The organism is Polaromonas sp., assembly GCF_010365105.1.
Classification (GTDB): Bacteria; Pseudomonadota; Gammaproteobacteria; order Burkholderiales; family Burkholderiaceae_C; genus Polaromonas.
Genome location: NZ_JAAFGZ010000027.1, coordinates 1 through 25,982, shown reverse-complemented (window position 1 = coordinate 25,982; position 25,982 = coordinate 1). Strand labels below are relative to the sequence as shown.

Here is a 25,982-nt window from a genome sequence, read left to right as displayed (position 1 = left end):
GGGCGTCTGCGCACGCCAGGCAAGCCGGCATACCCGGTTCAGGATGCGTGCTTCAGGGGCGTGCGTGTTTGCTTGAGCGGCCAAATAGGCCAGCAGGGCGTTTGACCGCCGTTGGGTAGCGCCACCCCCTCTGCCGGTTGGGGACATGGGCCGCCAGATGACAAGCAGGTTGTGCGATGGCAAAGGGGCATCGTGCAAGACCGGCTTGCGGGTATCGAAGCACTACGGCGTTCACCCGTGGCTGGGGACGAGTGTATGCACAGGCATCCTGGCGCGCATTGATGTATCTCAACGCCAGGCAAGCGCCATTTCCTTCTGCACAGGAAGGACGCGAGCCAAGGGGAGGTTTTCGCAAGTCCCGATTGAAACGGAAACGAAGTTATTGATAGCTGCGCGCGTCTTCGATGACCTTGCCGTCGTTGGGCAGGCTGCCGGGTGCCAGCAGCTCGACCTGGCCGCGCAGCTTGGTGACATCGCGGATCGCGTCGCCGATGCGCTGGTCCAGCCCGTCCGGCGAAGAGCGGGTCTCGACCTGCAGGCTCATGGTGTCATTCGCCATCTCGCCGCTGACCACCAGCCGGGCCTTGATGACTTCGGGAAAGCGCCGGGCAATCTCGGCGACCTGCGCCGGATGCACGAACATGCCGCGCACCTTGGTGGTCTGGTCGGCCCGGCCCATCCAGCCCTTGATGCGGGTGTTGGTGCGACCGCTGGGGCATTGGCCCGGCAGCACCGCCGACAGGTCGCCGGTGCCAAAACGGATCAGCGGGTAGTCGGGGTTCAGCGTGGTCACGACCAGTTCGCCGACTTCGCCCTCGGCCACCGGGTCGCCGGTGCCGGGACGCACGATCTCTACGATCACGCCTTCGTCAATCACCAGGCCTTCGCGGGCCTCGGTTTCATAGGCAATCAGCCCCAGGTCGGCGGTGGCATAGCACTGGTAGCCGGTAATGCCGCGCTCGGCCAGCCAGTCGCGCAAGCTGGGCGGAAAGGCTTCGGCCGACACCAGCGCCTTGGTCACGCTGGGCAGCGCCACGTTCATTTCGGCGGCTTTTTCGACGATGATTTTCAGGAAGCTCGGTGTGCCGATGTAGCCTGCCGGCTTGAGTTCGGCCATCGCCTGGACCTGTTGCTCGGTCTGTCCGGTGCCGCCGGGGAACACACTGCAGCCCAGCGCGTGCGCGCCGCTTTCCATCATCGAGCCGGCCGGTACGAAGTGGTAGCTGAAGCTGTTGTGAACCAGTTCGCCAGGCCTGAAACCCGCCGCAAACAGTGCGCGTGCCATGCGCCAATAGTCGCGCCGCGTGCCTTCCGGCTCGTACATCGGGCCGGGGCTGGAAAAGACGCGCGGCATGGCAGCGCCAAAACCAATCGTGCTGAAGCCGCCGAACACGTTGTGCCCACGCTGTGCCTGCTGGCGCGCCAGCAGTTCGGACTTGCGTGTGACCGGCAGCGTGGCCAGGGCCGCGCGGCTGGTGATGGCGGCCGGGTCAATACCCGCCAGGATTTCGGCAAAAGCCGGCGAGGCGGTGCGAGCATGGGCGATCTGCGCGGGCAGGGCGGCCAGCAACGCGGCTTCGCGTTCGGCGGGGGCGCGGGTTTCCAGCGCATCCATGTGGAGTGATGTCATGAAAGGGTGTTGGGTTGAGCGTTAAAGCACGCGGTGAAGCGGGTTAAATTCATTGGCGCAAGGGAACCAGGCAGGGACAGAGAACCAGCTTTGCGAGGGTGCAGAGGCAGCAACTTCATTCTGGAGAAGCGCAATACGCCAAGCGACAAGCGTGGGGACAAGTCCAACCCAGCCAGGGCCGCGGGACTGGCTTCGCCAGACTGCAGGCGCAGCGGCCCCCTCGGGGGGCAGCGCAGTACGCGAAGCGACAAGCGTGGGGGCCATCAAGCCAACCAGCGCTTGCGGCGCTTGTAGCTTTTCACGTCCTTGAAGCTCTTGCGTTCACCGCCGCCGACGCCGAGGTAGAACTCTTTCACGTCCTCGTTGTTGGCCAGGTCGCTGGCGATGCCGTCCATCACCACGCGGCCCGACTCCATGATGTAGCCGTAGTCAGAGTATTTCAGCGCCATGTTGGTGTTCTGCTCGGCCAGCAAAAAGGTGACTTTTTCCTTGGTGTTCAGGTCTTTCACAATGTTGAACACTTCCTCGACGATCTGCGGCGCCAGCCCCATCGACGGCTCGTCGAGCAGCACCATGCTCGGGTTGGTCATGATGGCGCGGCCAATCGCGCACATCTGCTGCTCGCCGCCCGAGGTGTAGGCGGCCTGCGAGGTGCGGCGCGTCTTCAGGCGCGGAAAGTAGTTGTAGACCTTTTCCAGGTTGGCGGCAATCTCGCCCTTGTCGCTGCGGGTGTAGGCACCGGTCATCAGGTTTTCCTCGATGGTCAGGTGGGCAAAGCAGTGCCGCCCTTCCATGACCTGCACCACGCCGCGCTGCACCAGGTCGGCCGGCGACAGGCTCTCGATGCGCTCGCCGCGCAGCTCGATCGAGCCCTTGGTGACTTCGCCTCGCTCGCCCTGAAGCAGGTTGGAGATGGCGCGCAGCGTCGTGGTCTTGCCCGCTCCGTTGCCGCCCAGGATGGCCACGATCTTGCCTTCGGGCACCTGCAGCGAGACCCCCTTGAGCACCAGGATCACATGGTTGTAGATAACCTCGATGCCGTTGACGTTGAGAACGATTTTTTTGGGTTCCATGGGGTTTCTCCGTATCGGTGTCTGTCTGTGTCGGTGCCAGGCGGGAGGGCTGCTCGCAAGCCTCTCGCCTGGCAGCTACCACGCGCCGGTGCGGCCAGGCCGCACCGGCGCGAATGTCATCTCAGGACTGGCAGTCCGCTGCGGTGCGGCGCGTCAGCTTCTTGTCGGCCAGGTACTTGTCGGCACCGGCCTTGACCAGCGGCTTGATGATCTGGTCATCCGACTGGTACCAGTCGGAGGTCATGTTCCACTTCTTGCCGTCCCAGGTCTGCACGCGTGCCCAGGTCGAGCCCATGTGGTCGGCGCAGCTGGTGGAGAGCGGACGCATCAGGCCGCTAAAGCCCAGCGCGTCCAGCTTTTTCTGGTCAAGGGCCAGGTTTTCCAGGCCCCAGCGCACCTGTTCGCCCGTCATGACCTTGCCCTTGCCATAGCGTTCCTGCGCGCGGCGCACCGCTTCGATACTCAGCATCTGGATGATCGCGCCGCGGGTGTACAGCACCGAGCCCACTTCGTCCTTCGGACCCGAGCCTTCGCCCTTGTCGTGCACCAGCTTGAGGATGTCCTTCATGACCTTGGATTCGGTGCCCGAGCCGTTGAGCGCCAGCGCCTGGTAGCCCTTGGCACCATCGCCAACGTCGCGCACATCAGGCTCTGCACCGGCCCACCACACGCCATACAGCTTGTCGCGCGGGAAGCCGGTGGCTTGGGCTTCCTTCAGGGCGGTGGAATTCATCACGCCCCAGCCCCACAGCAGCACATAGTCAGGGCGCGCCTGGCGCACCTGCAGCCAGGTGGCTTTCTGCTCGACACCGGGTGCCGTCACGGGCAGCAGCTGCAACTCGAAGCCGTGCATCTTGGCGCGTTCCTGCAGCAGTGGAATCGGCTCCTTGCCGAACGGGCTGTCGTGGTAGACCAGCGCAATTTTCTTGCCCTTGAGCTTGTCCAGGCCGCCGGCGCTCTTGCCGATGTGCTGGATCAGGATGTCGGCAGCGGTCCAGTAGCTGCCCATGAGCGGAAAGTTCCACTTGAACGCCATGCCGTCCTGCGCCACCGACAGGCCATAGCCCAGCGTGAGCAGCGGAATCTTGTCCACCGGGGCTTTTTCGGTCAGCGCAAAGGTGATGCCGGTGGCCTGCGGGTCGATCAGCGCCACGCCGGGGCGATTTTTCAGGCGTTCGTAGCATTCCACACCGCGGTCGGTGGCATAACCGGTTTCACATTCTTCATAGGTGATCTTGACGCCGTTGATGCCGCCGTCGCGCGCATTGACCATCTTGATGTAGTCCTGCTTGCCGTTGGCCCAGGGTGTGCCGTTGGGCGCGTAGGGGCCGGTACGGTAGGACAGCAGCGGGAAGAACTGCTCCTTGGCCTGCGCAAAGGCGCTGGTGGACAGCGATGCTGCCCCTGCAGCGACCACGGCCGCAGCGATCACGAGTTTCGAAAGCTTCATGGATGTCTCCTTGGAATAAAAGTGTTGAAGCACGGTGAAAAAACGAGGGTCTTGCAATGAATGCATTCAGTGGGGGAAGGGCCAGAGGCGCAGTTTCTGTTTGGCCATCGACCACAGCCGGGCCAGGCCATGCGGCTCGACGATCAGGAACCAGACGATCAGCCCGCCAAAAATCATCAGCTCGGCATGCGACACGCCGGCGGTGGAAATATCGATGCCGAACAGGCCCATGAAAGCCGGCAGGAAGCGGTTCAGTGCAATCGGCAGCACGACGATGAAGGCCGCGCCGAAGAAGGCGCCCATGATCGAGCCCAGGCCGCCGATGATCACCATGAACAGCAGGCGAAACGAGATTTCGACCGAAAACGCCGCCGGCTCCCACGAACCCAGGTGCACAAAGGCCCAGAGCGCACCGGCCATGCCGATGATGAAGGAGCTGACCGCAAAGGCGCTGAGCTTGGCGTACATGGGACGAATGCCGATGACCGAGGCTGCCACGTCCATGTCGCGGATCGCCATCCACTCGCGGCCGATGGCGCCGCGCACCAGGTTCTTGGCCAGCAGGGCGACGACGACCAGAATGGCCAGGCAGAGCAGGTATTTGGACACCGGACTCTGGATCGGCAGGCCGAACACCTGCAGCTGGCTGACCGACACCGAGCCCGATGCCGAATCGTTGGTCAGCCACTTGATGCGCAAGAACATCCAGTCGCTGAAGAATTGCGCCGCCAGCGTGGCCACGGCCAGGTACAGGCCCTTGACGCGCAGGCTCGGCAAGCCAAACAAAATGCCGAAGGCCATGGCACAAAAACCACCCAATATGACCGTCGGAATCAGCGGCATGCCCGGAATGCGCACAAAGAAGTTGTACGCGCCGTAAGCCCCGACCGCCATGAATGCGCCCGAGCCGAGCGAAATCTGGCCGCAGTAACCGACCAGGATATTCACCCCGATGGCCGCCAGCGACATGATGACCAGCGGAATCAGGATCGAGGCGTAGAGATAGTCACTGGCCATCAGCGGCACGGCGACAAAGGCAAACAGCAGCATCAGGCCGATGGCGACGCGGTCCTGCGTGATCGGGAATATCTGCTGGTCGGCCCGGTAGGTCGTCTTGAACTGGCCGTTTTCGCGGTAGAGCATTGGGTTTCCTTATTCTTCTTGTGGCTTAAACACGATCAATGATCTTCTCGCCGAACAGCCCTTGCGGACGGAACAGCAAAAACACCAGTGCCAGCACGTAAGCAAACCAGATCTCGATGCCGCCGCCCACATACGGGCCAAGGTAGACCTCGGACAGCTTTTCGCCGACGCCGATGATCAGGCCGCCCAGAATCGCTCCGGGCACCGAAGTCAGGCCGCCCAGGATCACCACCGGCAGGGCGCGCAGCGCAATGGTTGTCAGCGAGAACTGCACGCCCAGCTTGGAGCCCCAGATCATTCCGGAGACCAGCGCGACCAGACCGGCCACGCACCAGACAATGACCCAGATGCGGTTGAGCGGAATGCCGATGGACTGTGCGGCCTGGTGGTCATCGGCCACGGCGCGCAGGGCGCGGCCGGTGGTGGTTTTCTGAAAGAAGATGCTCAGCAGGATGACCAGGCCGGCGGCGATGGCGGCGGCAATCACGTCTTCCTTGTTCACCAGGATGCCGCCCGGAAACACCGTATCGAACATGAAGATCGGGTCCTTCGGCATGCCGATGTCGATCTTGTAGATGTCGCTGCCGAACAGCGTCTGGCCCAGCCCTTCAAGAAAATAGGCAATGCCCAGCGTGGCCATCAGCAGCGTCGCGCCTTCCTGGTTGACCAGGTGGCGCAGCACCAGACGCTCGATCAGCCAGGCGACGACGAACATCAGCACACCGGCAATCGCAAAGGCGATCAGGTTGGCGACGAACAGGTTGTTGATGCCGGTCCAGACCGGAATCCACTCTGAAAACCGGGCCATTGCCAGCGCCGCGAACAGCACCATCGCGCCCTGCGCAAAGTTGAACACGCCCGACGCCTTGTAGATCAGCACGAAGCCGAGTGCCACCAGCGAATACAGCATGCCGGCCATGAGGCCGCCAATCAAGGTTTCAAGAAAAAATGCCATGAAATCAAACTCCTAAAGATTCAATGCGGAGCAGCGCAGCAAGCGTGAGGGCATCCGTTCCCCACCAGCAGGGGCCGCGGGGCTGGCTTTGCCAGACCGCAGGCGCAGCGGCCCCCTCGGGGGGCAGTGCAGCACACGAAGTGGCAAGCGTGGGGGTCATATCAATGGCTGGTGCCGAGGTAGGCGCTGATCACGTCCGGGTTGGCACGGACTTCTTCGGGCTCGCCGTCGCCGATCTTCTTGCCGTAGTCGAGCACCACCACGCGGTCGGAAATGTCCATCACCACGCCCATGTCGTGCTCGATCAGCACGATGGTGGTGCCGAATTCCTCGTTCACGTCGAGGATGAAGCGGCACATGTCCTGCTTTTCCTCGACGTTCATGCCGGCCATCGGCTCGTCGAGCAGCAGCACCTGCGGCTCCATCGCCAGCGCGCGGCCCAGGTCGACGCGCTTTTGCAGGCCGTAGGGCAGCTGGCCAACCGGTGTCTTGCGAAAGGCCTGGATTTCCAGAAAATCGATGATGCCTTCGACATATTCGCGGTGGCGTGTTTCCTCGCGCTCGGCCGGACCGATGCGCAGCGCCTGCATGAAGATGTTGCTTTTGATCTTCAGGTTGCGCCCGGTCATGATGTTGTCGATCACGCTCATGCCCTTGAACAGCGCCAGATTCTGGAAGGTTCTGGCCACGCCCATCTCGGCCACCTGGCGCGAAGACATGTGCGAGAACTTCTTGCCGCGAAAGGTGATCGAGCCTTCCTGCGGCGTGTAGACGCCGTTGATGCAGTTGAGCATCGAGCTTTTGCCGGCGCCGTTGGGGCCGATGATGGAGCGAATTTCATGCTCCTTCACATTGAAGGAAATGTCGGTCAGCGCCTTGACGCCGCCAAAGCGCAGGCTGATGTTGTTGACGTCCAGGATGACGTCGCCGGTCTTCTTTTTTGTCATGGTTTTTATGTTCAGGCCGCAGCTTTGACCGGGGAAAAGGTTTTGGCGTCCGACAGCTTGAGCGTGGCGCTGACGCTGCCGGTTCGGCCGTCCTCGAACTTGACGACGGTTTCGATGAACTGCTCGGTGCGCCCGGCATACAACGCCTCGACCAACACGCCGTACTTGTCGGCGATGAAGCCGCGCCGCACCTTGTTGGTCCGTGTCAGTTCACCGTCGTCGGCATCGAGTTCCTTGTGCAGGATCAGAAAGCGGCTGACCTGGCTGCCCGCCAGCAGCGCGTCGGTCGCCAGGTCGGCATTGACCTTTTCGACGCATTCCTGCATCAGCTGGTAAACCTCCGGCTTTTGCGCCAGGTCGGTGTAGCCGGCGTAGGGCAGGTTGCGCCGCTCGGCCCAGTTGCCGACGGCATCGAAGTCGATGTTGATCATGACGCAGACGCGATCGCGCCCGTCGCCCAGTGCCACGACTTCCTTGATGAAGGGGAAGAACTTGAGCTTGTTCTCGACGTACTTCGGCGCGAACATGGCGCCGTCATTCGGGCCGCCCTTGATGCGTCCGACGTCCTTCACGCGGTCGATGATCTTGAGGTGGCCGTGCGCGTCGAGGAAACCGGCGTCGCTGGTGTGGTACCAGCCGTCAGCGGTCAACACCTCGGCCGTTGCTGCCGGGTTTTTGTAGTATTCCTTGAGCAGCCCGGCCGACTTGACCATGATCTCGCCGTTGTCGGCGACCTTGATCTCGACGCCGCGAATCGGCACGCCCACGGTGTCGGCGCGTGCCTGGTTGTCTGGCTGCAGGCAGACGAACACGGCGGTTTCGGTCGAGCCGTAGAGCTGCTTGAGGTTGATGCCGATGGAGCGGTAAAAGCTGAACAGGTCGGGGCCGATGGCCTCGCCGGCGGTGTAGGCCACGCGCACCCGGCTGAACCCCAGGTTGTTGCGCAGCGGTCCATAGACCAGCACATTGCCAATCGCATACTTCAGCCGGTCCAGGCTGCCTACGGCTTCGCCGTTCATGAGTGCAGGGCCGACGCGCCGGGCGACATTCATGCAGGCTTCGAACATCTTGCGCTTGAGCGTTCCGGCGTCTTCCATGCGGATCATCACGCTGGTCAGCAGGCCTTCGAACACACGCGGCGGCGCAAAATAATAGGTCGGGCCGATTTCCTTCAGGTCGATGGTCACGGTGCTGGCCGACTCGGGGCAGTTCACCACGTAGCCGCAGGCCAGCCACTGGGCGTAGCTGAAGATGTTCTGGCCAATCCAGGCCGGCGGCAAATAGGCCAGCACTTCTTCGGCGGAAGTCAGTTTGTCGAACTCGGCGCCGGCCGTGGCGCGGTCGAGCAGCGTGCTGTGGGTATGCACCACGCCCTTGGGGTTGCCGGTGGTGCCGGAGGTGAAGAACATGGCGGCCACGTCGCCCGGCTGGACCTTGGCGACTTCGGCGGCAAACCACTGCGGGTGTTGGGCGATAAAGGCCTTGCCTGACTCGATCAGCGCATCGAGCGAATCAAGTCCCGGCTCGCTGTAGGTGCGCAGACCGCGCGGGTCGTCGTAATAAATGTTCGAGATTTGCGGGCAGCTTTCGCGGATTTCGACCAGCTTGTCGACCTGCTCCTGGTCTTCGACCATGGCAAAGCGCACTTCGGCGTTGTTCAGCGGAAAGACGCATTCAGCGCCGACCGCATCCTGGTACAGCGGAATCGGAATGGCGCCCAGTGACTGCACCGCCAGCATGGTGGCATACAGGCGCGGGCGGTTGGCGCCAATCACCACCATGTGCTCGCCACGCCTGAGACCGGCCTGGCTCAGCCCGGCGGCCAGCTGCCCGACCAGGCCGGCCAGGGCCGACCAGCTGTGCGCCTGCCAGATGCCGTATTCTTTCTCGCGCATGGCCGGTGCGTCCGGACGGTCGGCGGCATGCTTGAGCAGCAATTGGGGAAATGTGGTCTGCATCCGGTCCGTGTCTCCAGGTTGGGCTGCCTTTTTGAGAAAGGCTGCTGTTGTGTATTCGATAGTACGGCTGCGTTTGACGTCCGGGTGTCGTTGTAACGACAATTTAGGGGTAAGTCCCACTGGGGACAGCCCGGGGTTAACCGCTTTTACCGGATGAAACGGCCATCGCGCGAAACCATGTTGAGTTCCACGAAGCGCGAAGCGTTTTTGGATGAATCGGTAAAGCTCACTTCGAAGCCGCCGAGGTCGTAATGTTTCATGGCCCAGACGCTGTCGATGAAACTGGCCTGCGTCGGGTTGCGGCCTGCCCGGCGCAGCGCTTCGGCAAACACCCTGGCATTGACGTAGCCTTCCAGCGCCAGGTGGGACGGCTCCAGCGTCACGCCTGCGGCTTTCCAGGCCTGCTGGAATTCGCGCACCAGCGGCAGCATGTTGTTGGCAGGCAAGGGCATGACCTGCGACACGGTGATGCCGGCGGCGTCCGTGCCCATGGCTTTCAGGGTGGCTGCGGCGCCCATGACCGACAGGGCGTACAGCGGCAGTCCCTTGCGCTCCTTGCGGATGGCCTTGACAAATTCGACTGTCGGCTGGCCTGCCAGTCCCATCAGCACGGCTTCAGGCTGGGAAGCAGCAATTTTCGCAGCCGCTGCGGCGGCATCCGACGAGTTGTTTTCCACTGTGGCGATGGCGGTTTCGGTCAACTTGCTGCTGGCCATGAATTGCCGGGCTACGCTGGCAACGTCCTTGCCGAAGCCGTTGTTCTGGTGGACGATGGCAATGCGCTTGATCCCGATGGTCGCCAGATGCTGCACCAGGTGCTCTGTTTCATCGGCGTAACCGGCTCGGATATTGAACACATTGCGGGCATTTTTGGGCCGGGCCGATGAAGCCCCGGTAAATGGCGCAAAAAATGGAATGCCCGACGCCATCACCGGCGCCAGCATGGCTTCGACCATGGGGGTGCCCAGGCAGTTGAAGATGGCAAAGCAGTTGCGGTCGGCCACAAAACCCCTGGCATTGGTCAATGCGCGCTGTGTGTCGTAGCCATCGTCCAGAGCGTTCAGTTCAATGCTGCGGCCATTGACACCGCCCTTGGCATTGAGGGCTGAAAAGTAAACCCTGGCGCCCTGGTTCATGGCCAGGCCAAGGTCGGCCAGCGGTCCGGTCAGCGAGGTTGACTGGAAGATTTTCAGGGCGCCAGCGTCCTGTGCCCGCTCGGTTGCGTGAATGGCCAGGGGCAGGGATGCGAGGGCGCCCAGCACGCTGCGCCGGGACAGCGTGCCCCGGGCAATGGTGCGGGAATCAGGGTTCAGGGACGATGGAAAGTGGGTCATGCGCTCTTGTTCCGGGTGAGGTTGCGGGGAGGTTCAACTGAAGCCGCGCCGATGGTAGGTTTTCAATTGACAATAAATTGTCAATTCGCCGACAATTTAAGGGTTTAACTTGACGCCTGCATGACGCCGGAGTGTTTTTATGAGCCATGTCAACTGATCTGACCCTTCACCAGCGCCGAAGAACTCCCACACCGGACGAGTTGCGGGGCATTCCCTGGCTGCCCTTGCTGCTTCCCGACGAGCGGGCGCGTGCCGTGGCAAGCCTGCAGGTCGGCGATGCGGCGGCGGGTGACTATGTCTGCCGTGTGGGCAAACCGGTGACCTACTGGTTTGGCGTGGTCGAAGGCCTGCTCAAGATGAGTTCGGACAATGCCCAGGGCATCACCATGACCTTTGCCGGCATGCCGCCCGGCGGCTGGTTCGGCGAAGGCACGGCGCTCAAGCGCGAGCCTTACCGCTACAACATCCAGGCGCTGCGCAAAAGCGTGGTGGCCGGCCTGCCCATTGAGAGTTTTCACTGGCTGCTCGACCACTCCATCGGCTTTAACCGTTTTGTGATGAACCAGCTCAACGAGCGCCTGGGCCAGTTCATTGCGGCGCGCGAGATCGACCGCATGAACAACCCCGACCTGCGCGTGGGGCGCAGCCTGGCCGCGCTGTTCAATCCGGTGCTCTATCCGGGCGTCGGGGAAGTGCTGCGCATCACGCAGCAGGAGCTGGCCTACCTGGTGGGCCTGTCGCGCCAGCGCGTCAACGAAGCGCTGCGAACCCTGGAGGCGCAGGGAACGATTCGCGTCGAATACGGCGGCCTGCGCGTGCTCGACATTGCGGCGCTGCGCTCCAGCATTTATCAGGATAAAAACAGCCATAGCGCTTGATGGACGAGCGATTACAGCTATTAAAAAAGTAGCTATTATTTCATCCTGAATACCGTCGGTGCCAGGTGGCGTTTACGCTTTTTTTACAGGCAATGGCTCAATCTCATCCCTGTTTTTACACGCCCATCTCGATACTTTGCTCCATTCATTTGAATCAGGAGTGGTGTATGGACATGGTATTTTTGGCCGCAGCCGGCGCGCTGTGGGGCGTGATGGTGTTGCTGGTCTGGGGGTTTGAAAAGCTCGAAGTTTTAGCAGGAGGCCGGTCATGATCAGCCTTGCCGTGATTTATGGCTTTGGCGGCTTTTGCGCCGTCTTGCTGCTGGCCTATCTGGTCTATGCGCTGATCTGCGCGGAGGAGTTTTGATGACTTCTTCAAGCTCGGGCCTGCTGGCCCTTTTTCTGGGATTGCTGCTGGTGCTTTCGTGGCCGCTGGGCATCTGGCTGTCACGCCTGGCCTCGGGCCAGTTGCCGCTCTGGATGCAGCGGGTCGAAGCGCCGCTGTACAAACTCGCCGGCACTTCTGCCGACAAATCCATGCCGTGGGGCCAGTACGCACTGGCGGTGCTGGCTTTCAACCTGATCGGCGTGGCGGCGGTTTACGCCCTGCAGCGTTTGCAGGTTGCGCTGCCGCTCAATCCGGCCGGCATGGGCACTATTTCGCCGGACTCGGCGTTCAACACCGCCATCAGTTTTGTCACCAACACCAACTGGCAAGGTTACGGCGGCGAGTCCAGCATGAGCTACCTCACGCAGATGCTGGGGCTGGCGGTGCAAAACTTTTTGTCGGCGGCGACCGGCATTGCCGTGGTGTTTGCCTTGTTTCGCGGCTTTATTGCCCGCTCGACCCGCGTGATTGGCAACTTCTGGGTCGATGTGACGCGTATTACGGCATGGCTGCTGGTGCCGCTGTCGCTGGTGGTGGCGCTGCTGTTCGTGGGCCAGGGCGTGATCCAGAATTTTGACGCCTACAAGGATGTCAACACGCTGGAAACGACCAGCTACCAGGTCGCCAAAAATGGCCCGGACGGTCAGCCCTTGAAGGACGCCAAAGGCAACGCCGTTATGGAAGACGCCAAAACGCGCACGCAAACGCTGGCCATGGGCCCGGTGGCGTCGCAAGAAGCGATCAAGATGCTGGGCACCAACGGCGGCGGTTTCTTCAACGCCAACTCGTCCCATCCGTACGAAAACCCGACCCCGCTGTCCAATTTGTTGCAGATGCTGTCGATCTTCCTGATCCCGGCGGCGCTGTGTTTTGCCTTTGGCCGGGTGGTCGGTGACCAACGCCAGGGCTGGGCCGTGCTGGCCGCCATGACGGTGATGTTTGTCGTGGCCGTCATCGCCATCACGCCCGCCGAGCAGGCAGGCAACCCCTTGCTGCCGGCGCTGGGCGTGGACCAGACGGCCAGCGTGATGCAGTCGGGCGGCAACATGGAAGGCAAGGAAACGCGCTTCGGCATCAACGGCTCTACTTTGTTTGCCGTGGTGACGACCGGCGCTTCGTGCGGTGCCGTCAATTCGATGCACGACTCCTACACGCCGCTGGGCGGCATGGTGCCGATGGTGATGATGCAACTCGGCGAAGTGGTGTTTGGCGGCGTCGGCACCGGCCTGTACGGCATGCTGATCTTCGCTATTTTGGCGGTGTTCATTGCGGGGCTGATGATTGGCCGCACGCCGGAATACCTGGGTAAAAAGATTGAAGCGCATGAGATGAAGCTGACCTCGATCGCCATTCTGGTGACACCGATTGTGGTGCTGGCCGGCACGGCCATCGCGGTGATGACGGGGGCCGGAAAGCTCGGCGTGGCCAACCCTGGCGCGCACGGTTTTTCTGAAATTCTTTACGCCTTTACCTCGGCTGCCAACAACAACGGCAGCGCGTTTGCCGGGCTGTCTGCCAACACGCCGTTCTACAACACCGCGCTGGGGCTGGCGATGTGGCTGGGCCGCTTTGGCGTGATCGTGCCGGTGCTGGCCGTGGCCGGGGCGCTGGCGCGCAAGCAGCGCCTGCCGGTGACCGCCGGCACCATGCCGACGCACGGGCCGCTGTTTGTGCTGCTGCTGGTGGGCACCGTGCTGATGGTCGGCCTGCTCAATTACGTGCCTGCGCTAGCCCTGGGCCCGCTGGTGGAGCACCTGATGCTTTGGGCCGGAAAGTAAGGAGAAAAGACCATGAATACAACTGTCAAAAAACCGTTTGTCCTGCTTGACCCGGCGCTCCTCAAGCCCGCCATCGTGTCGTCGTTTGCCAAGCTCAGCCCGCGTGTCCAGTGGCGCAACCCGGTGATGTTTGTTGTCTATATCGGCAGCATCCTGACGACCTTGCTGGGCCTGCAGGCCTTGCAGGGCAACAGCGACACGCCGGCCAGCTTTATTTTTGCCGTGTCGGTGTGGCTCTGGTTCACCGTGCTGTTCGCCAACTTTGCCGAAAGCCTGGCCGAAGGCCGCAGCAAGGCGCAGGCGGCTTCCCTGCGCGGGCTGAAGAAAAGCACCTGGGCCAAAAAGCTCAAGGAACCCAAACATGGCGCTACCTTTTTGCCCGAGCAGGCCGAGAACCTGCGCAAGGGCGACGTGGTGCTGGTCGAAGCCAACGACATGATTCCGCTTGACGGCGAAGTGATTGAAGGCGTGGCGTCGGTCGATGAAAGCGCCATCACCGGCGAATCGGCGCCCGTCGTGCGTGAATCGGGCGGTGACTTTTCATCGGTCACTGGCGGCACACGCGTGCTGTCGGACTGGCTGGTGGTGCGCATCACCGTCAATCCGGGCGAATCGTTTCTGGACCGCATGATCAGCATGGTCGAAGGGGCCAAACGCCAGAAGACGCCGAATGAAATTGCGCTGACGATTCTGCTGGTGGCGCTGACCATCGTGTTTTTGGTGGTCACGGTGACCTTGCTGCCGTTCTCGATTTTCAGCGTTGCCGCCGCAGGCACGGGCACGGTGGTCAGCCTGACCGCGCTGGTGGCCTTGCTGGTGTGCCTGATTCCGACCACCATCGGCGGGCTGCTGTCCGCCGTGGGCGTGGCCGGCATGAGCCGCATGATGCAGGCCAACGTGATTGCCACGTCGGGCCGCGCGGTGGAAGCCGCCGGCGACGTGGATGTGCTGCTGCTCGACAAGACCGGCACCATCACCCACGGCAACCGCCAGGCGTCCAGTTTCGTGCCCGCACCCGGTGTACTGGAGGCCACGCTGGCGCTGTGTGCCATGCAGGCCTCAATGGCCGATGAAACCCCCGAAGGCCGCAGCATCGTGACGCTGGCGCAGCGCGCGGGCAACGCCGAGCCGCTGGTGGGCGACGTGCATGAAGTGCCTTTCACCGCCCAGACCCGGATGAGCGGCGTCGATGTGCAAAAAGCCGACGGCACGACCCGCCAGTTGCGCAAGGGCGCGGTGGATGCGGTTCGCAAATACGTCGAGGCGCATGGCGGCAGCGTGCCCGCTGAAGTCATGCGCGCCGCCGACGAGGTCGCGCGCCGTGGCAGCACGCCCCTGGCCGTGGCAGACGGCAACATGGTGCTGGGCATCGTCGAGCTGAAAGACATCGTGAAAGCCGGCATCAAGGAGCGCTTTGGCGAACTTCGCCGCATGGGCATCAAGACGGTGATGATCACCGGCGACAACAAGCTGACCGCCGCCGCCATTGCCGCTGAAGCGGGTGTCGATGACTTCCTGGCCGAAGCCACGCCCGAACAAAAGCTCGCGCTGATCCGCCAGTACCAGGCCGAAGGCCGGCTGGTGGCAATGACCGGCGACGGCACCAATGACGCCCCGGCGCTGGCGCAGGCCGACGTGGCGGTGGCCATGAACAGCGGCACGCAAGCCGCCAAGGAAGCGGGCAACATGGTTGATCTGGACTCGAACCCGACCAAGCTGCTGGAAATTGTCGAAACCGGCAAGGCGCTGCTCATGACGCGCGGCTCGCTGACGACGTTTTCGATTGCCAACGACGTGGCCAAGTATTTCGCCATCATTCCGGCGATTTTCGTGACGACTTACCCGCAGCTGGGCGCACTCAACGTGATGCAGCTGGGCAGCCCGTCGTCGGCGATCTTGTCGGCAGTGATCTTCAATGCGCTGATCATCATGTTTTTGATCCCGCTGGCGCTCAAGGGCGTGAAATACCGCGCGGTGGGCGCGGCCGCGCTGCTGCGCCGCAACCTGTTGATTTACGGCCTGGGCGGCCTGATCGTGCCCTTCATCGGCATCAAGGCTATTGACCTGCTGCTGGTCGCCATGCACCTCGTTTAAGGAAATAAAACCATGAAAACCATTCTTCGTCCGGCCCTGGTGCTGTTTGTCTTGCTGACGCTGCTGACCGGCGTGGCGTATCCGCTGGTGGTGACGGGCGCGGCCCAGGCGCTGTTTCCGGCGCAGGCCGCAGGCAGCCTGATCCTGCGGAACGGCCAGCCGGTCGGCTCCAGCCTGATCGGCCAGAACTTCACCGACCCGGGTTATTTCTGGGGCCGTCCTTCAGCCACCGGCCCGATGCCCTACAACGCTTCCGCGTCCGGCGGCTCCAACCAGGGGCCGCTGAACCCGGCGCTGACGGATGCCGTCAAGGCGCGCATCGAGGCCTTGCGCGCCGCCGATCCCGGCAACACGTCGCCGGTTCCGGTTGATCTGGTCACGGCATCGGCGAGCGGACTGGACCCGCACATCAGCCCGGCCGCTGCCCGCTACCAGGCCGCGCGCGTGGCCCGGGTGCGCGGCCTGCCGCTGGAAAAGGTGGAGCAACTGGTCGCGCAGGAAACCGAAACGCCTTGGCTCGGCCTGCTGGGCGAGGCGCGGGTGCAGGTGCTGCGGCTCAACCTGGCGCTTGATGCCTTGACGACCGCCCATGCGCCCGGCTGATTGCCGTAAGCTGACGCCATGAACCTGCCCGCCGACCAGCGCCCCGACCCCGACGCGCTGCTGCAGCGGCTGCAGCAACAGGAAGCGCAGGGCGCGCGTGGCCGGCTGCGCATTTATTTCGGCGCCAGCGCCGGCGTCGGCAAGACCTACGCCATGCTCGGCGCCGCCCAGCGCGAACTCAAAGACGGCCGCGACATCGTGGTCGGGGTCATCGAAACCCACGGCCGCAGCGAAACCGCCGAACTGCTGGCCGGGCTGGAGCAGCTGCCGCTGCGCCAGGTGCCTTACCGTGGCCGAACCTTGCAGGAATTCGACCTGGACGGCGCGCTGGCGCGCAAGCCGGCCGTCCTGCTGGTCGATGAACTGGCGCACAGCAACGTCGAGGGCTCGCGCCACCCCAAGCGCTGGCAGGACGTGCAGGAGCTGCTGGACGCCGGCATCGATGTCTGGTCGGCCATCAACGTGCAGCACCTGGAAAGCCTGAACGGCACGGTGGGCGCCATCACCGGCATCCGCGTCAATGAAACCGTGCCTGACACCGTGCTGGACGCCGCCGACGAGATCATCCTGGTCGATGTCACGCCCGACGAGCTGACGGCGCGCCTGAAGGCCGGCAAGGTCTATCTGCCGCAGCAGGCCGAGCGCGCGGCGCAGAACTTTTTTCGCAAGGGCAACCTGATCGCCCTGCGCGAAATTGCCCTGCGCCGCACCGCCGAGCATGTCGAGGACGATGTGCGCAGCTACCGCGCCGAAAAATCCATTGCTTCGGTGTGGAACACCGAAGGCGCCCTGCTGGCCTGCATCGGCCCGCGTGAAGGCGCCGAACAGACGGTGCGCACGGCGGCGCGGCTGGCCGGCCAGCTCAATGTGCGCTGGCATGCGGTGTATGTCGAGACCCCGCGCCTGCAGCGGCTCGGCGAGGCCGGGCGCGACCGGATTCTGGCCGTCATCAAGCTGGCCGACGAACTGGGCGCGGCGACCGCCGTGCTGGCCGCCAGCGATGTCGCCGCCGAACTGGTGGCACAGGCGCAGGCGCTCAACTGCGCCACGCTGGTCGTCGGGCGGCCCGCACCGCCGGACTGGCACACGCTGTGGCGCGGCCGCAGCCTGACGCGCCGGCTGGCCCGTCTGGCGCCCACGCTGGACATCGTGGAAGTGGGCGATGCCCGCAGCAGCCGGCGCCTGGTACCGGCCGTGCCGCGCAGCGACGAAGACGCTGCAGCCGCCTGGTATGGCAGCCTGCCGCGCTATGCCTGGGCGGTGGCCGGCAGCGTGGCCGTCACGCTGCTGGCCACGCCGCTGCTCGATGTCTTCGACCTGGCCAACATCGTGATGCTGTTTTTGCTCGGCACGGTGCTGGTGGCGCTGAAGTTCGGGCGCGGCCCGGCGGCGCTGGCGGCGTTTCTCAATGTCGCTGCGTTTGACTATTTTTTTGTCGCGCCGCGCCTGTCGCTGGCGGTCAGCGACCTGCAGTATGTGGTGACGTTCGCCGTCATGCTGGTGGTCGGGCTGCTGACCGGCCAGTTGACGGCGGGCCTGCGTTTTCAGGTGCGCATCTCCAGCAGCCGCGAGCGCCGCGCGCAGTCGCTGTTCGAGCTGACGCGCGATTTGTCAGCCGCCTTGCTGCACTCGCAGGTGGCCGAACTCGGCGAGGCTGCCGTGCAGCGCGACTTCGGCGGCCAGGCGCTGGTGCTCACCACCGATGCCCGGGACCAGCTGGTGCTGCCCGGCCAGGCGCCGCCGGGCTTTGACGCCAGCGTGGCCGACTGGGCGTTTCGGCATGGGCAGGCCGCCGGGCTGGCCACGTCCACGCTGTCCGCCCAGCCCTGGCATTACGTGCCGCTGAAGGCGCCCATGCGGGTGCGCGGCGTGCTGGCGCTGCAGCCCGCCAGGCCCCGCTGGCTCGTGATTCCCGAGCAATTGCAGCAGCTCGACACGCTGGCGCGGCAAGTCGCCATTGCGCTGGAGCGCGTGCATTACGTGGACATTGCCCAGCAGGCGGTGGTCGAGATGGAGTCGGAACGGCTGCGCAACACGCTGCTGGCAGCCCTGTCGCACGACGTGCGCACGCCGCTGACCGCGCTGATCGGGCTGGCCGAATCGCTGCAGCGCTCGCAGCCGCCACTGGCGCCGCAGCAGGCCGGCATGGCGCAGGCCATGACACAGCAGGCGCGCCAGCTCAATGCGCTGGTGAGCAACCTGCTGGACATGGCGCGACTGCAAAACGGCGCGGTCATCCTGCGCAGCGAATGGCAGTCGGTCGAAGAGGTGGCGGGCTCGGCGATTCGCGCCGCGCAACCCGCGCTCGATGGTCTGCCCGTGCAGGCCGACATTCCGCCGGACTTGCCGCTGGTCGAGTTTGACGCCGTGCTGATGGAGCGCGTGCTGGTGAACCTGCTGGAAAACGCGGCCAAATACGGCGCGCCTCCGCTTGAAATCCACGCGCACGCAACACCTGACAGCCTGGTGATGAGCGTGCGCGACCACGGCACTGGCCTGCCGCCCGCGCTGCGCGGGCGCGAGGCCGAACTGTTCAATAAATTCACCCGGGGCCAGGCCGAATCCGCCACGCCGGGTGTCGGGCTGGGGCTGGCGATTTGCAAGGCCATCGTCGATGCACATCGTGGCAGCATCGTGGCGCGCAATGCCCAGGGCGGCGGGGCAGAGTTCAGCGTGACGCTGCCGCGCAGCACGCCGCCCGAGCCGGCGCCGGAAAATGAATGACGCTGTGCGCCTGTCAGCACGCGCCCTGCGCTGCCCGGCACTGCGCAGGCTCTAAACTGCGCTGATGGTCACTCCCGTTGTTGTCATCATTGAAGACGAACCGCAAATCCGCCGTTTTGTCCGCAGCGCACTGGAGGCCGAGGGCTGGCAGGTGTTCGAGGCCGACACGGCCAGAAAAGGCCTGAGCGAAGCCGGCACCCGCAAGCCCGACCTGCTGGTGCTCGACCTGGGACTGCCCGACGGCGACGGGCTGGAGGTGATCCGCGACGTGCGTGGCTGGTCGGGCGTGCCCATCATCGTGCTGTCGGCCCGCAGCAGCGAAGACGAGAAGATCGCCGCGCTGGACGCCGGTGCCGACGACTACCTGACCAAGCCCTTCGGCGTCGGCGAGCTGCTGGCCCGGGTGCGCGCCAACCTGCGCCGCCCGCGCGCTGCCGCGGGTGGCGGCGCGGCGGTGGAAGTGGCCGATCCGGTGTTCCGGTTTGGCCAAGTCGAGGTGGACCGGCAGGCACGTTTGGTGCGTTGCGCCGGCGCGGAAGTCCACCTCACGCCCATCGAATACCGGCTGCTCGGCGTGCTGGTCGCCAACGCCGGCCGGGTGCTGACGCACCGCCAACTGCTGCGCGAGGTGTGGGGACCGTCGCATGCCGGGCAAAGCCATTACCTGCGCATCTACATGGGCCACCTGCGGCAAAAGCTGGAGCTTGACCCGGCCCAGCCGCAGCACCTGCTGACGGAAACCGCCGTGGGCTACCGGCTGGTCGCGACGTGAAGCCGAAGGCCTCTTCCATTCGGAACGGCTCAGCCTGGCCGGTGGTTTTTGCCTTCGGCTCCGGACTTCTCTTTTCGCCCAAGGCGGGAGGGAGCAATCCGGATGCAGGACAAGGGTCGCCTGAACCTCTGCACAGGGACTGAATTTCAAGCGAAAAATGCCATTTCGGCACGTCCATCATGCGCGGGCAGCTATGAATTCAGGAGTAAACCATGGGCCGGCTCTTGCGCTTGGCTGAACGTGCAGCGCAACGCATCGCATCGCGAACAAGCCCTGTCCGGTTGAGCCCGGGGCATGCAGAGTCAGCTTGCGCAAAGACAAGCTTCAAAAACCACCACTGACAGTCAACACGCCCGCACAAGCGCCAAAAACTTCATTGGCCGGATCAATCGTCCGGTTTGAGTGCCGTGATCCGCAGCCGCAGTGCATTGCTGATCACCGAGACCGAGCTGAGGCTCATCGCCACCGCGCCGACCATCGGCGACAGCAGCCAGCCGGTGAACGGAAACAGCACGCCGGCGGCCAGCGGCACGCCCAGCAGGTTGTAGACAAAGGCAAAGCCGAGGTTCTGCTTCATGTTGGCCACCGTGGCGACCGACAAGGCCCGCGCCGTCGCAATGCCGCGCAGGTCGCCTTTGACCAGCGTGAGCTGCGCGCTGTTCATGGCCACGTCGGTGCCGGTGCCCATGGCGATGCCGACATCGGCTCTGGCCAGCGCCGGGGCGTCGTTGATGCCGTCGCCGGCCATGGCGACGATGCGGCCTTCCTTTTGCAGGCGTTCGACCAGTTGCAGCTTGTCCTGCGGCTTGACCTCACCATGCACCTCGTCGATGCCCAGGCGCTTGCCCACGGCCTGCGCGGTGGTCAGGCCGTCGCCGGTGGCCATGATGATGCGCAGGCCCGACTTGCGCAGCGACGTCAGGGCTTCTTCGGTGCTGGCCTTGATGGGATCGGACACCGCCAGCAGCCCCGCCAGCTGGCCATCCACCGCCAGGTGCATGACGCTGGCGCCCGTGCCGCGCAGTTGCTCGGCCCGGTCGGCCAGGGGTGCCATGTCGATGCCGAGCTGCTCCATCAGTGTTGCATTGCCAATGGCAAGCGACTTGCCGCCGACCACGCCCTTCACGCCGATGCCCGACGCGGAATCGAAATCCTCGGCTTTTTCCAGGGACAGCTTGCGCTCCCGTGCCGCGTTGACGATGGCGGCCGCCAACGGATGCTCGCTGCCCTGGTCCAGGCTGGCGGCCAGGCGCAGCACCTCGTCTTCGCTGAAGCCATGGGCGCCCACTGCCACCTCGAACGCCGGCTTGCCTTCGGTCAGCGTGCCGGTCTTGTCAACGATCAGCGTGTCAACCTTGCACAGGTTCTCGATGGCGGCGGCGTCCCGGAACAGCACACCTTGCGTGGCGGCCCGGCCGGTGGCGACCATGATCGACATGGGCGTGGCCAGCCCCAGCGCACACGGGCAGGCAATGATCAGCACCGTCACCGCCGTGATCAGGCCATAGACCCAGCTCGGCTGCGGGCCGAAGAAGCCCCAGGCAAAGAAGGTCAGCAGCGCGATGCCCACGACGCCATAGACAAAATACGCGGCCACCACATCGGCCATGCGCTGCATCGGCGCCCTGGAGCGCTGCGCCTGCGCCACCATCTGGACGATCTGCGACAGCACGGTCGCCGACCCCACATGCTCGGAGCGCATCAGCAAGGAGCCGCTGGTGTTGAGCGTGGCGCCGATCAGTTTGTCGCCGACCCGCTTGGTCACCGGCAACGGCTCGCCGGTCAGCATGGATTCGTCCAGGGCGCTGCTGCCCTCCAGCACCACGCCATCGACCGGCACCTTCTCGCCGGGACGCACGCGCAGGCTGTCGCCTTCGTGTACCTCGGCCAGGGGAATGTCTTCCTCGCTGCCGTCCGGCTTCACGCGACGCGCCGTCTTGGGTGAAAGCCCAAGCAGTGACTTGATGGCCGCCGAGGTCTTGGACCGCGCCTTCAGTTCGAGCAGCTGGCCGAACAGCGTCAGCGAGATGATGACCACGGCCGCCTCGAAATACACCGCCACGCGGCCCATCGAGATGAAGGAGGCCGGAAAGACACCAGGCGCCAGCGTCGCCACCACGCTGTAGACAAAGGCGGCGCCCGTGCCCAGGCTGATCAGCGTCCACATGTTGGGGCTCCGGTTCACCACCGACTGTGCGCCGCGCACGAAAAACGGCCAGCCGGCCCACAGCACCACCGGCAAGGACAGGACCAGCTCGACCCAGCTTTGCGTGGCCATGTCGAACCAGCCCAGCCGGTGGCCGAACATGGACAGCGTTGCCACGGTCACGGTCAGCGGCAGCGTCCACCAGAAGCGGCGGGTGAAGGACGCGAGTTCGGGGTTCTCGTCGTCGTCCAGAGTGGGCATGACGGGCTCCAGCGTCATGCCGCATATCGGGCAATTGCCCGGATGGTCCTGCCGGATCTCGGGATGCATTGGGCAGGTGTAAATCGTGCCGGGATCTGCTGGTTCAGATGCCTCGGGCGCCTCTGAACCAGCTGCACCGTCGTTTGTTGTGTAAGTAGCCGGCGCTGCCTCGAACTTCGACTTGCACTTGGCGCTGCAAAAGTAGAAGGATCGTCCGTCGTGCTCCAGGTGGTGCTGCGATGCAGTCGTCACCGTCATGCCGCATACGGAGTCTTTCAGCGGGCCGTCCCTGCCGGAGGCAGCGCCGTGAACGCCGTGGCCGTGGTCCGAATGACCAACTGGGTTGTGCTTGGAAGGTAAATCCATGGTGTAAGTCCTCGTCGAATTCGATGGTTTGTCCGCAATCCCTGTTGGGGGGTATCCGGGGCGATCCACTCGGTGAGCGTCAGGGTCATCATTCCCAAAAGTTCAATCTGCGGCGCGGCCTCAGTTGGCATGTCTGATACCTTCGCCTTTGCCGATACAGACACTTTTAGATTTCAGGATTTGCGCGCACGTCCACGGCAACGAAAGCAAGCGAAAGTGCGGTCAGCGCGAGCCACATCAGCATGACGCCTTCCAGCAAAAACCCTTCCGAATCTCAATGCAATAACGCCGACCGCAAACCCAGGGGTTCCCAACAAATAACCGCGTCGCCGGTCCGTGAGGGGAGGGCACGCCGCTGCTTGAAGTCGAGTGGGCCACCCATGAACAGACAGTCGCTGTTCTTCCCGGATGTCATGGCCAGCGACTGGCGAAAGCACCGGTCGCTGGTATCAGGACCTGGTGCCATCCCGATCAAGCAGCGCTTTGCGCTTTTCATACTCTTCGGGGGTGAGCTCGCCGTCGGCCAGCCGCCGCTGCAACACCGCGTGCGGCGTCTCCCGCGAAGAGGGCTGCCGATTTTTTGACCGGCCCCATCCATAGAATGCAAGCACGCCAACCAGAAAAATCCAGAAAATCCACCAGAAATAGTGCATTCCGCCCATGTGATGACCACCACCAGAGAACATGTGCATTTCAGTCAGCCATGCCTGTGGAGGGTTTCAGCGCCACCGGATACCTGAAACCCACCGCCTGACTGCGTGGCAGCCGAAAGGTGTGAGATGTTCATTTCATCTTCCTTCAAGGCTTGGCCGGGGCTGGCGGCATGCGGTCCGTCATCATTTGCATCATGGACTGCATCATCTGCATGCACTTTTCCATCATCTGACGGTCCATGCCCATGTTGCCCTCCATCGCGCCTTTGCCATGCATGCCGGGCATGCCGGGCTTTGCATCCATGCTGCCTTGGCCCATCATGCCGCCACGGCTCATGCCGCCCATACCGCCCATGCCTCCCATCATGGCCATGCTGTCCTGCATGACGTTCATGTGTTCAGCCATCAAGGCGTTGCGCTGTTCCGGCGTCCTGGCCTTCATCATCTTGTCGTGCATGGCCTGCATGGCTTTTATCTGCTCGTCCATGCGGGCCATGGAGGCACCCTGGCCGTCCATGGGCATGCCTGCCGTAGGCGAGGCATAAGGATGGTGTGCATCCTCATGAACGGGCGTCTGGGCACATCCGGCAAGGCCCAAGGTGAAAGTGGCGGCTATAAACGCAACGGTGCGAAGTGACAGCATGTGAAAGCTCCTGTGGTTGGCATGAAGAACGGAATCGCTGCGATGCAAGCAAGACTTCCGGGATTTGTCAGAAACTGAATCGAGGTTTTAGGCCAAGCTTTTTTGTAAACCTGAAAACTTGCGGCGTCTGTGCGGCAGCGAACACCCGGGCAGCTCAAGCAACGCTGACCACAAGGCTTAGCCGCAGCAGCAGCCCTTGCGTGCTGGCGTGGCAGCTGGTGTTGAGGCTTGGGCTGTGCCCTGAATCGCGATGGGGGTGTAGCCTGCTTGCGTGATGACATCGCTCCACTGCGCGGCAGAGGCGTCACTGGATTCGATCCCGACGCGGTGCGTTGCCAGGTCGATCTGCACCCTGGCGTCAGGGTCCATTGCTTTTACGGCCTGGGTGATGGTGCTGACGCAATGGCCACAGGTCATGTCCTTGACTTCAAACGTATTCATTTGCAGGTCCTTGATGAGGTTGGATGGAGGAAAAGCATACTTTCCACCTTGCCATTGTGGGAAGGTCAAACGACATCTACGGGTAACCCGCCTGGCCGCGCGGATATTGGATTGAGGGATGCTGGGCCTGTCCTCTCGATGGAACCCTACAGTCTTCACCGCCATTCAGCTACGCCAGACCCTGTTGGCCAGCGCGATGATTCTATTTTTGGCCGGAGGATGAAAATGAACCCCTATCGACGTTTTATTGCCATGGTCCTGGTGTCGACCCTCGTGATGTTCGGTTTGATGTACCTGAACACCTACGAGCTGGGCCATGTGTTTTTTAGCGAGACGCGGGCGTATATGGCGCTGGTCATGGGTGCAACGATGGCCATCGTCATGCTGATGTTCATGACCCACATGCTCAAAAACCGCAGCGCAAACTGGGGCATCGCGATTGCCAGTTCGCTGATCTTTGCGGTGTCGCTGTGGCTGGTCCGAAGCCAGGCAACGGTCGACGACGTGTCGTACATGCGCGCGATGATTCCGCACCATTCAATCGCCATCATGACCAGCACGCGGGCGCGGATCACCGACCCCCGCGTTCGCAAGCTGGCCGATGGAATCGCTGAAACACAGGTTCGGGAGATTGCAGAGATGGAGCAATTGATCCGGGACATCGACGCACGGCGCTGAGCCGAATCCGGAAAGCCGGCCGGCATCCGGACGGGCGCTGCCATGAGGGCTGCGAACACCGCATTGACGCCTGCTGCGATGCACGGAATGCCTTCAACCCAAGCGGAATCATCGGATTCAGGCTTGTGAACGGCTTGAAAATTTCCCGGAATTCAAATAAAAAAAGGCTGTACCGCACATTCGGCAACACTTTGCAGCTATTGATTCAGGAGTGACTCACAACTTGCTGAACGGGCGGTTGCATGTCCGGCGTACGGCCCATGCCGGTCCGTCTTTCGGCCAGCGCCAGCTTGAGCTCGCGTTCCACCCGGCGCTTTTCACCAAAGCCCAGTTGCGTGGCGACCTCGATCCGCAACGGGCTGCAGCACAGCCACAACCGGTCATTGCGGGCACCGCCGCGTTCCAGGCGCGCCCAGGCCGTGTTCATGCAGTAATGCTGGGTATTCAGGCCGCGCACCACCTCGATGGCCAGTTCGCCTTCCGGGCTGAAGCTGATCTGCTCGCCGTCGGCCGCATGCACCATGTAAAAAAGGTACAGCGTTCCGGCGATGGTGATTTCCACCAGGCACCACAGCGGAATCATCCAGACGCCATGCAAACCAAAGGGCAGGGCAACGGCAGCGCTGAACACCGCCAGCGTGGCAAAGCTGAGCAGCATTTGCCGCGGGGTGAGCGCACAGCGCCGTTTCAGGCGCCAGCGGGGCGGTTCGTCGTCCGCAGTTGCCGCAGGTTGACTGCCGGCATCGGTCGATGAAAAAGTGTTCATGGCGTGAGGCGGCAGTAAGGTGGATGCGGCGGGGCCGGCTTCATGACGGGCCGGTATCTGCGCAGGGAAAAGCAAAATATACCTGTGCCGGGTAAAAAGTAAATGCGCTGCCGGCAACAGCCCCAAGACATACGGCATGGCGGGTTGCCGCCGCGCCGCGCCGCCCGCGCCTGGCCCAAAAGCCGCGTTGCGCGTGCAGTCAACGCCCGTCCTAAAATACCGCCCAGCCATGTCCGATCAAAATTTCCCCAAACCTCCCGCTTCCGGCGCCGTGCGTGTACGCGCCGTGCCGGCCGACGCC

21 protein-coding genes are annotated in these 25,982 nt (G+C 63.3%); 8 read left to right on the top strand and 13 right to left on the bottom strand.

Features of this window, described 5'->3' with window-relative positions:
• Positions 1-379: 379 nt before the first annotated feature.
• The 8 genes from GZ092_RS15965 to GZ092_RS15930 form a co-directional block, all read right to left on the bottom strand.
• On the bottom strand, positions 380-1,630 hold the full coding sequence (locus GZ092_RS15965; protein WP_293637865.1) for an AMP-binding protein: 1,251 nt from the start codon (positions 1,628-1,630) through the stop codon (positions 380-382).
• A gap of 263 nt (positions 1,631-1,893) precedes the next feature.
• On the bottom strand, positions 1,894-2,703 hold the full coding sequence (locus GZ092_RS15960) for an ABC transporter ATP-binding protein (RefSeq protein ID WP_293637864.1): 810 nt from the start codon (positions 2,701-2,703) through the stop codon (positions 1,894-1,896).
• A gap of 121 nt (positions 2,704-2,824) precedes the next feature.
• Complete coding sequence (locus GZ092_RS15955) at positions 2,825-4,153, bottom strand: ABC transporter substrate-binding protein (RefSeq protein WP_293637862.1); 1,329 nt, start codon at positions 4,151-4,153, stop codon at positions 2,825-2,827.
• 66 nt (positions 4,154-4,219) lie between these two features.
• Entirely contained in the window at positions 4,220-5,296 is a 1,077-nt protein-coding gene (locus GZ092_RS15950) for a branched-chain amino acid ABC transporter permease (protein WP_293637860.1), read from the bottom strand.
• A 25-nt stretch (positions 5,297-5,321) separates the two neighbouring features.
• Positions 5,322-6,251: a branched-chain amino acid ABC transporter permease gene (locus GZ092_RS15945; protein ID WP_293637858.1), complete on the bottom strand. Its 930-nt coding sequence runs from the start codon at positions 6,249-6,251 to the stop codon at positions 5,322-5,324.
• Positions 6,252-6,412: 161 nt separating this feature from the next.
• Positions 6,413-7,198 (bottom strand): ABC transporter ATP-binding protein, encoded by a 786-nt coding sequence (locus GZ092_RS15940; RefSeq protein ID WP_293637856.1) that lies wholly within the window; start codon positions 7,196-7,198, stop codon positions 6,413-6,415.
• Positions 7,199-7,209: 11 nt separating this feature from the next.
• A complete protein-coding gene (locus GZ092_RS15935) occupies positions 7,210-9,156 on the bottom strand; it encodes an AMP-binding protein (protein WP_293637854.1) in 1,947 nt (648 codons plus the stop codon).
• A 146-nt stretch (positions 9,157-9,302) separates the two neighbouring features.
• Positions 9,303-10,490, bottom strand: a complete 1,188-nt coding sequence (locus GZ092_RS15930; RefSeq protein WP_293637852.1) for an ABC transporter substrate-binding protein — start codon at positions 10,488-10,490, stop codon at positions 9,303-9,305.
• A 146-nt stretch (positions 10,491-10,636) separates the two neighbouring features.
• Between GZ092_RS15930 and GZ092_RS15925 the strand changes: the two genes are divergently transcribed.
• The 7 genes from GZ092_RS15925 (at position 10,637) to kdpE (ending at position 19,727) form a co-directional block, all read left to right on the top strand.
• Positions 10,637-11,368, top strand: coding sequence for a Crp/Fnr family transcriptional regulator (locus GZ092_RS15925; protein WP_293637850.1), 732 nt, complete (start codon positions 10,637-10,639; stop codon positions 11,366-11,368).
• A gap of 268 nt (positions 11,369-11,636) precedes the next feature.
• Positions 11,637-11,735, top strand: coding sequence for a potassium-transporting ATPase subunit F (locus GZ092_RS15920; protein WP_293637848.1), 99 nt, complete (start codon positions 11,637-11,639; stop codon positions 11,733-11,735).
• Entirely contained in the window at positions 11,735-13,534 is a 1,800-nt protein-coding gene (gene kdpA, locus GZ092_RS15915; RefSeq protein ID WP_293637847.1) for a potassium-transporting ATPase subunit KdpA, read from the top strand. Before GZ092_RS15920 ends, kdpA begins: the two co-directional genes overlap by 1 nt.
• Positions 13,535-13,546: 12 nt before the next feature.
• Positions 13,547-15,628 (top strand): potassium-transporting ATPase subunit KdpB, encoded by a 2,082-nt coding sequence (gene kdpB / locus GZ092_RS15910; RefSeq protein WP_293637846.1) that lies wholly within the window; start codon positions 13,547-13,549, stop codon positions 15,626-15,628.
• Between the two features lie 12 nt (positions 15,629-15,640).
• Positions 15,641-16,231, top strand: a complete 591-nt coding sequence (gene kdpC, locus GZ092_RS15905) for a potassium-transporting ATPase subunit KdpC (RefSeq protein WP_293637844.1) — start codon at positions 15,641-15,643, stop codon at positions 16,229-16,231.
• A gap of 18 nt (positions 16,232-16,249) precedes the next feature.
• Positions 16,250-18,955, top strand: coding sequence for a DUF4118 domain-containing protein (locus tag GZ092_RS15900; RefSeq protein WP_293637842.1), 2,706 nt, complete (start codon positions 16,250-16,252; stop codon positions 18,953-18,955).
• Positions 18,956-19,019: 64 nt separating this feature from the next.
• The gene (gene kdpE, locus GZ092_RS15895) at positions 19,020-19,727 is read left to right on the top strand and encodes a two-component system response regulator KdpE (protein ID WP_293637840.1); all 708 of its coding nucleotides are present in this window, start codon (positions 19,020-19,022) and stop codon (positions 19,725-19,727) included.
• A 385-nt stretch (positions 19,728-20,112) separates the two neighbouring features.
• On the opposite strand, the gene GZ092_RS15890 is transcribed toward kdpE, so the two are convergent.
• The 4 genes from GZ092_RS15890 to GZ092_RS15875 all read right to left on the bottom strand — a co-directional run bounded on the left by GZ092_RS15890 (position 20,113) and on the right by GZ092_RS15875 (position 24,237).
• Positions 20,113-22,500 carry a heavy metal translocating P-type ATPase gene (locus GZ092_RS15890; protein WP_293637838.1) on the bottom strand — a complete coding sequence of 796 codons (2,388 nt, stop codon included), beginning with the start codon at positions 22,498-22,500 and terminating at the stop codon, positions 20,113-20,115.
• A gap of 449 nt (positions 22,501-22,949) precedes the next feature.
• Positions 22,950-23,192: an SHOCT domain-containing protein gene (locus GZ092_RS15885; protein ID WP_293637836.1), complete on the bottom strand. Its 243-nt coding sequence runs from the start codon at positions 23,190-23,192 to the stop codon at positions 22,950-22,952.
• A gap of 106 nt (positions 23,193-23,298) precedes the next feature.
• On the bottom strand, positions 23,299-23,796 hold the full coding sequence (locus GZ092_RS15880) for a hypothetical protein (RefSeq protein WP_293637835.1): 498 nt from the start codon (positions 23,794-23,796) through the stop codon (positions 23,299-23,301).
• Between the two features lie 177 nt (positions 23,797-23,973).
• Positions 23,974-24,237: a heavy-metal-associated domain-containing protein gene (locus tag GZ092_RS15875; RefSeq protein WP_293637833.1), complete on the bottom strand. Its 264-nt coding sequence runs from the start codon at positions 24,235-24,237 to the stop codon at positions 23,974-23,976.
• Between the two features lie 225 nt (positions 24,238-24,462).
• On the opposite strand from GZ092_RS15875, the gene GZ092_RS15870 reads away from it, so the two are divergent.
• Positions 24,463-24,915 (top strand): DUF305 domain-containing protein, encoded by a 453-nt coding sequence (locus GZ092_RS15870; protein WP_293637831.1) that lies wholly within the window; start codon positions 24,463-24,465, stop codon positions 24,913-24,915.
• Between the two features lie 205 nt (positions 24,916-25,120).
• Here GZ092_RS15870 and GZ092_RS15865 read toward each other — a convergent pair whose 3' ends face one another.
• Entirely contained in the window at positions 25,121-25,681 is a 561-nt protein-coding gene (locus GZ092_RS15865) for a DUF2244 domain-containing protein (RefSeq protein ID WP_293637829.1), read from the bottom strand.
• Positions 25,682-25,982 lie beyond the last annotated feature (301 nt).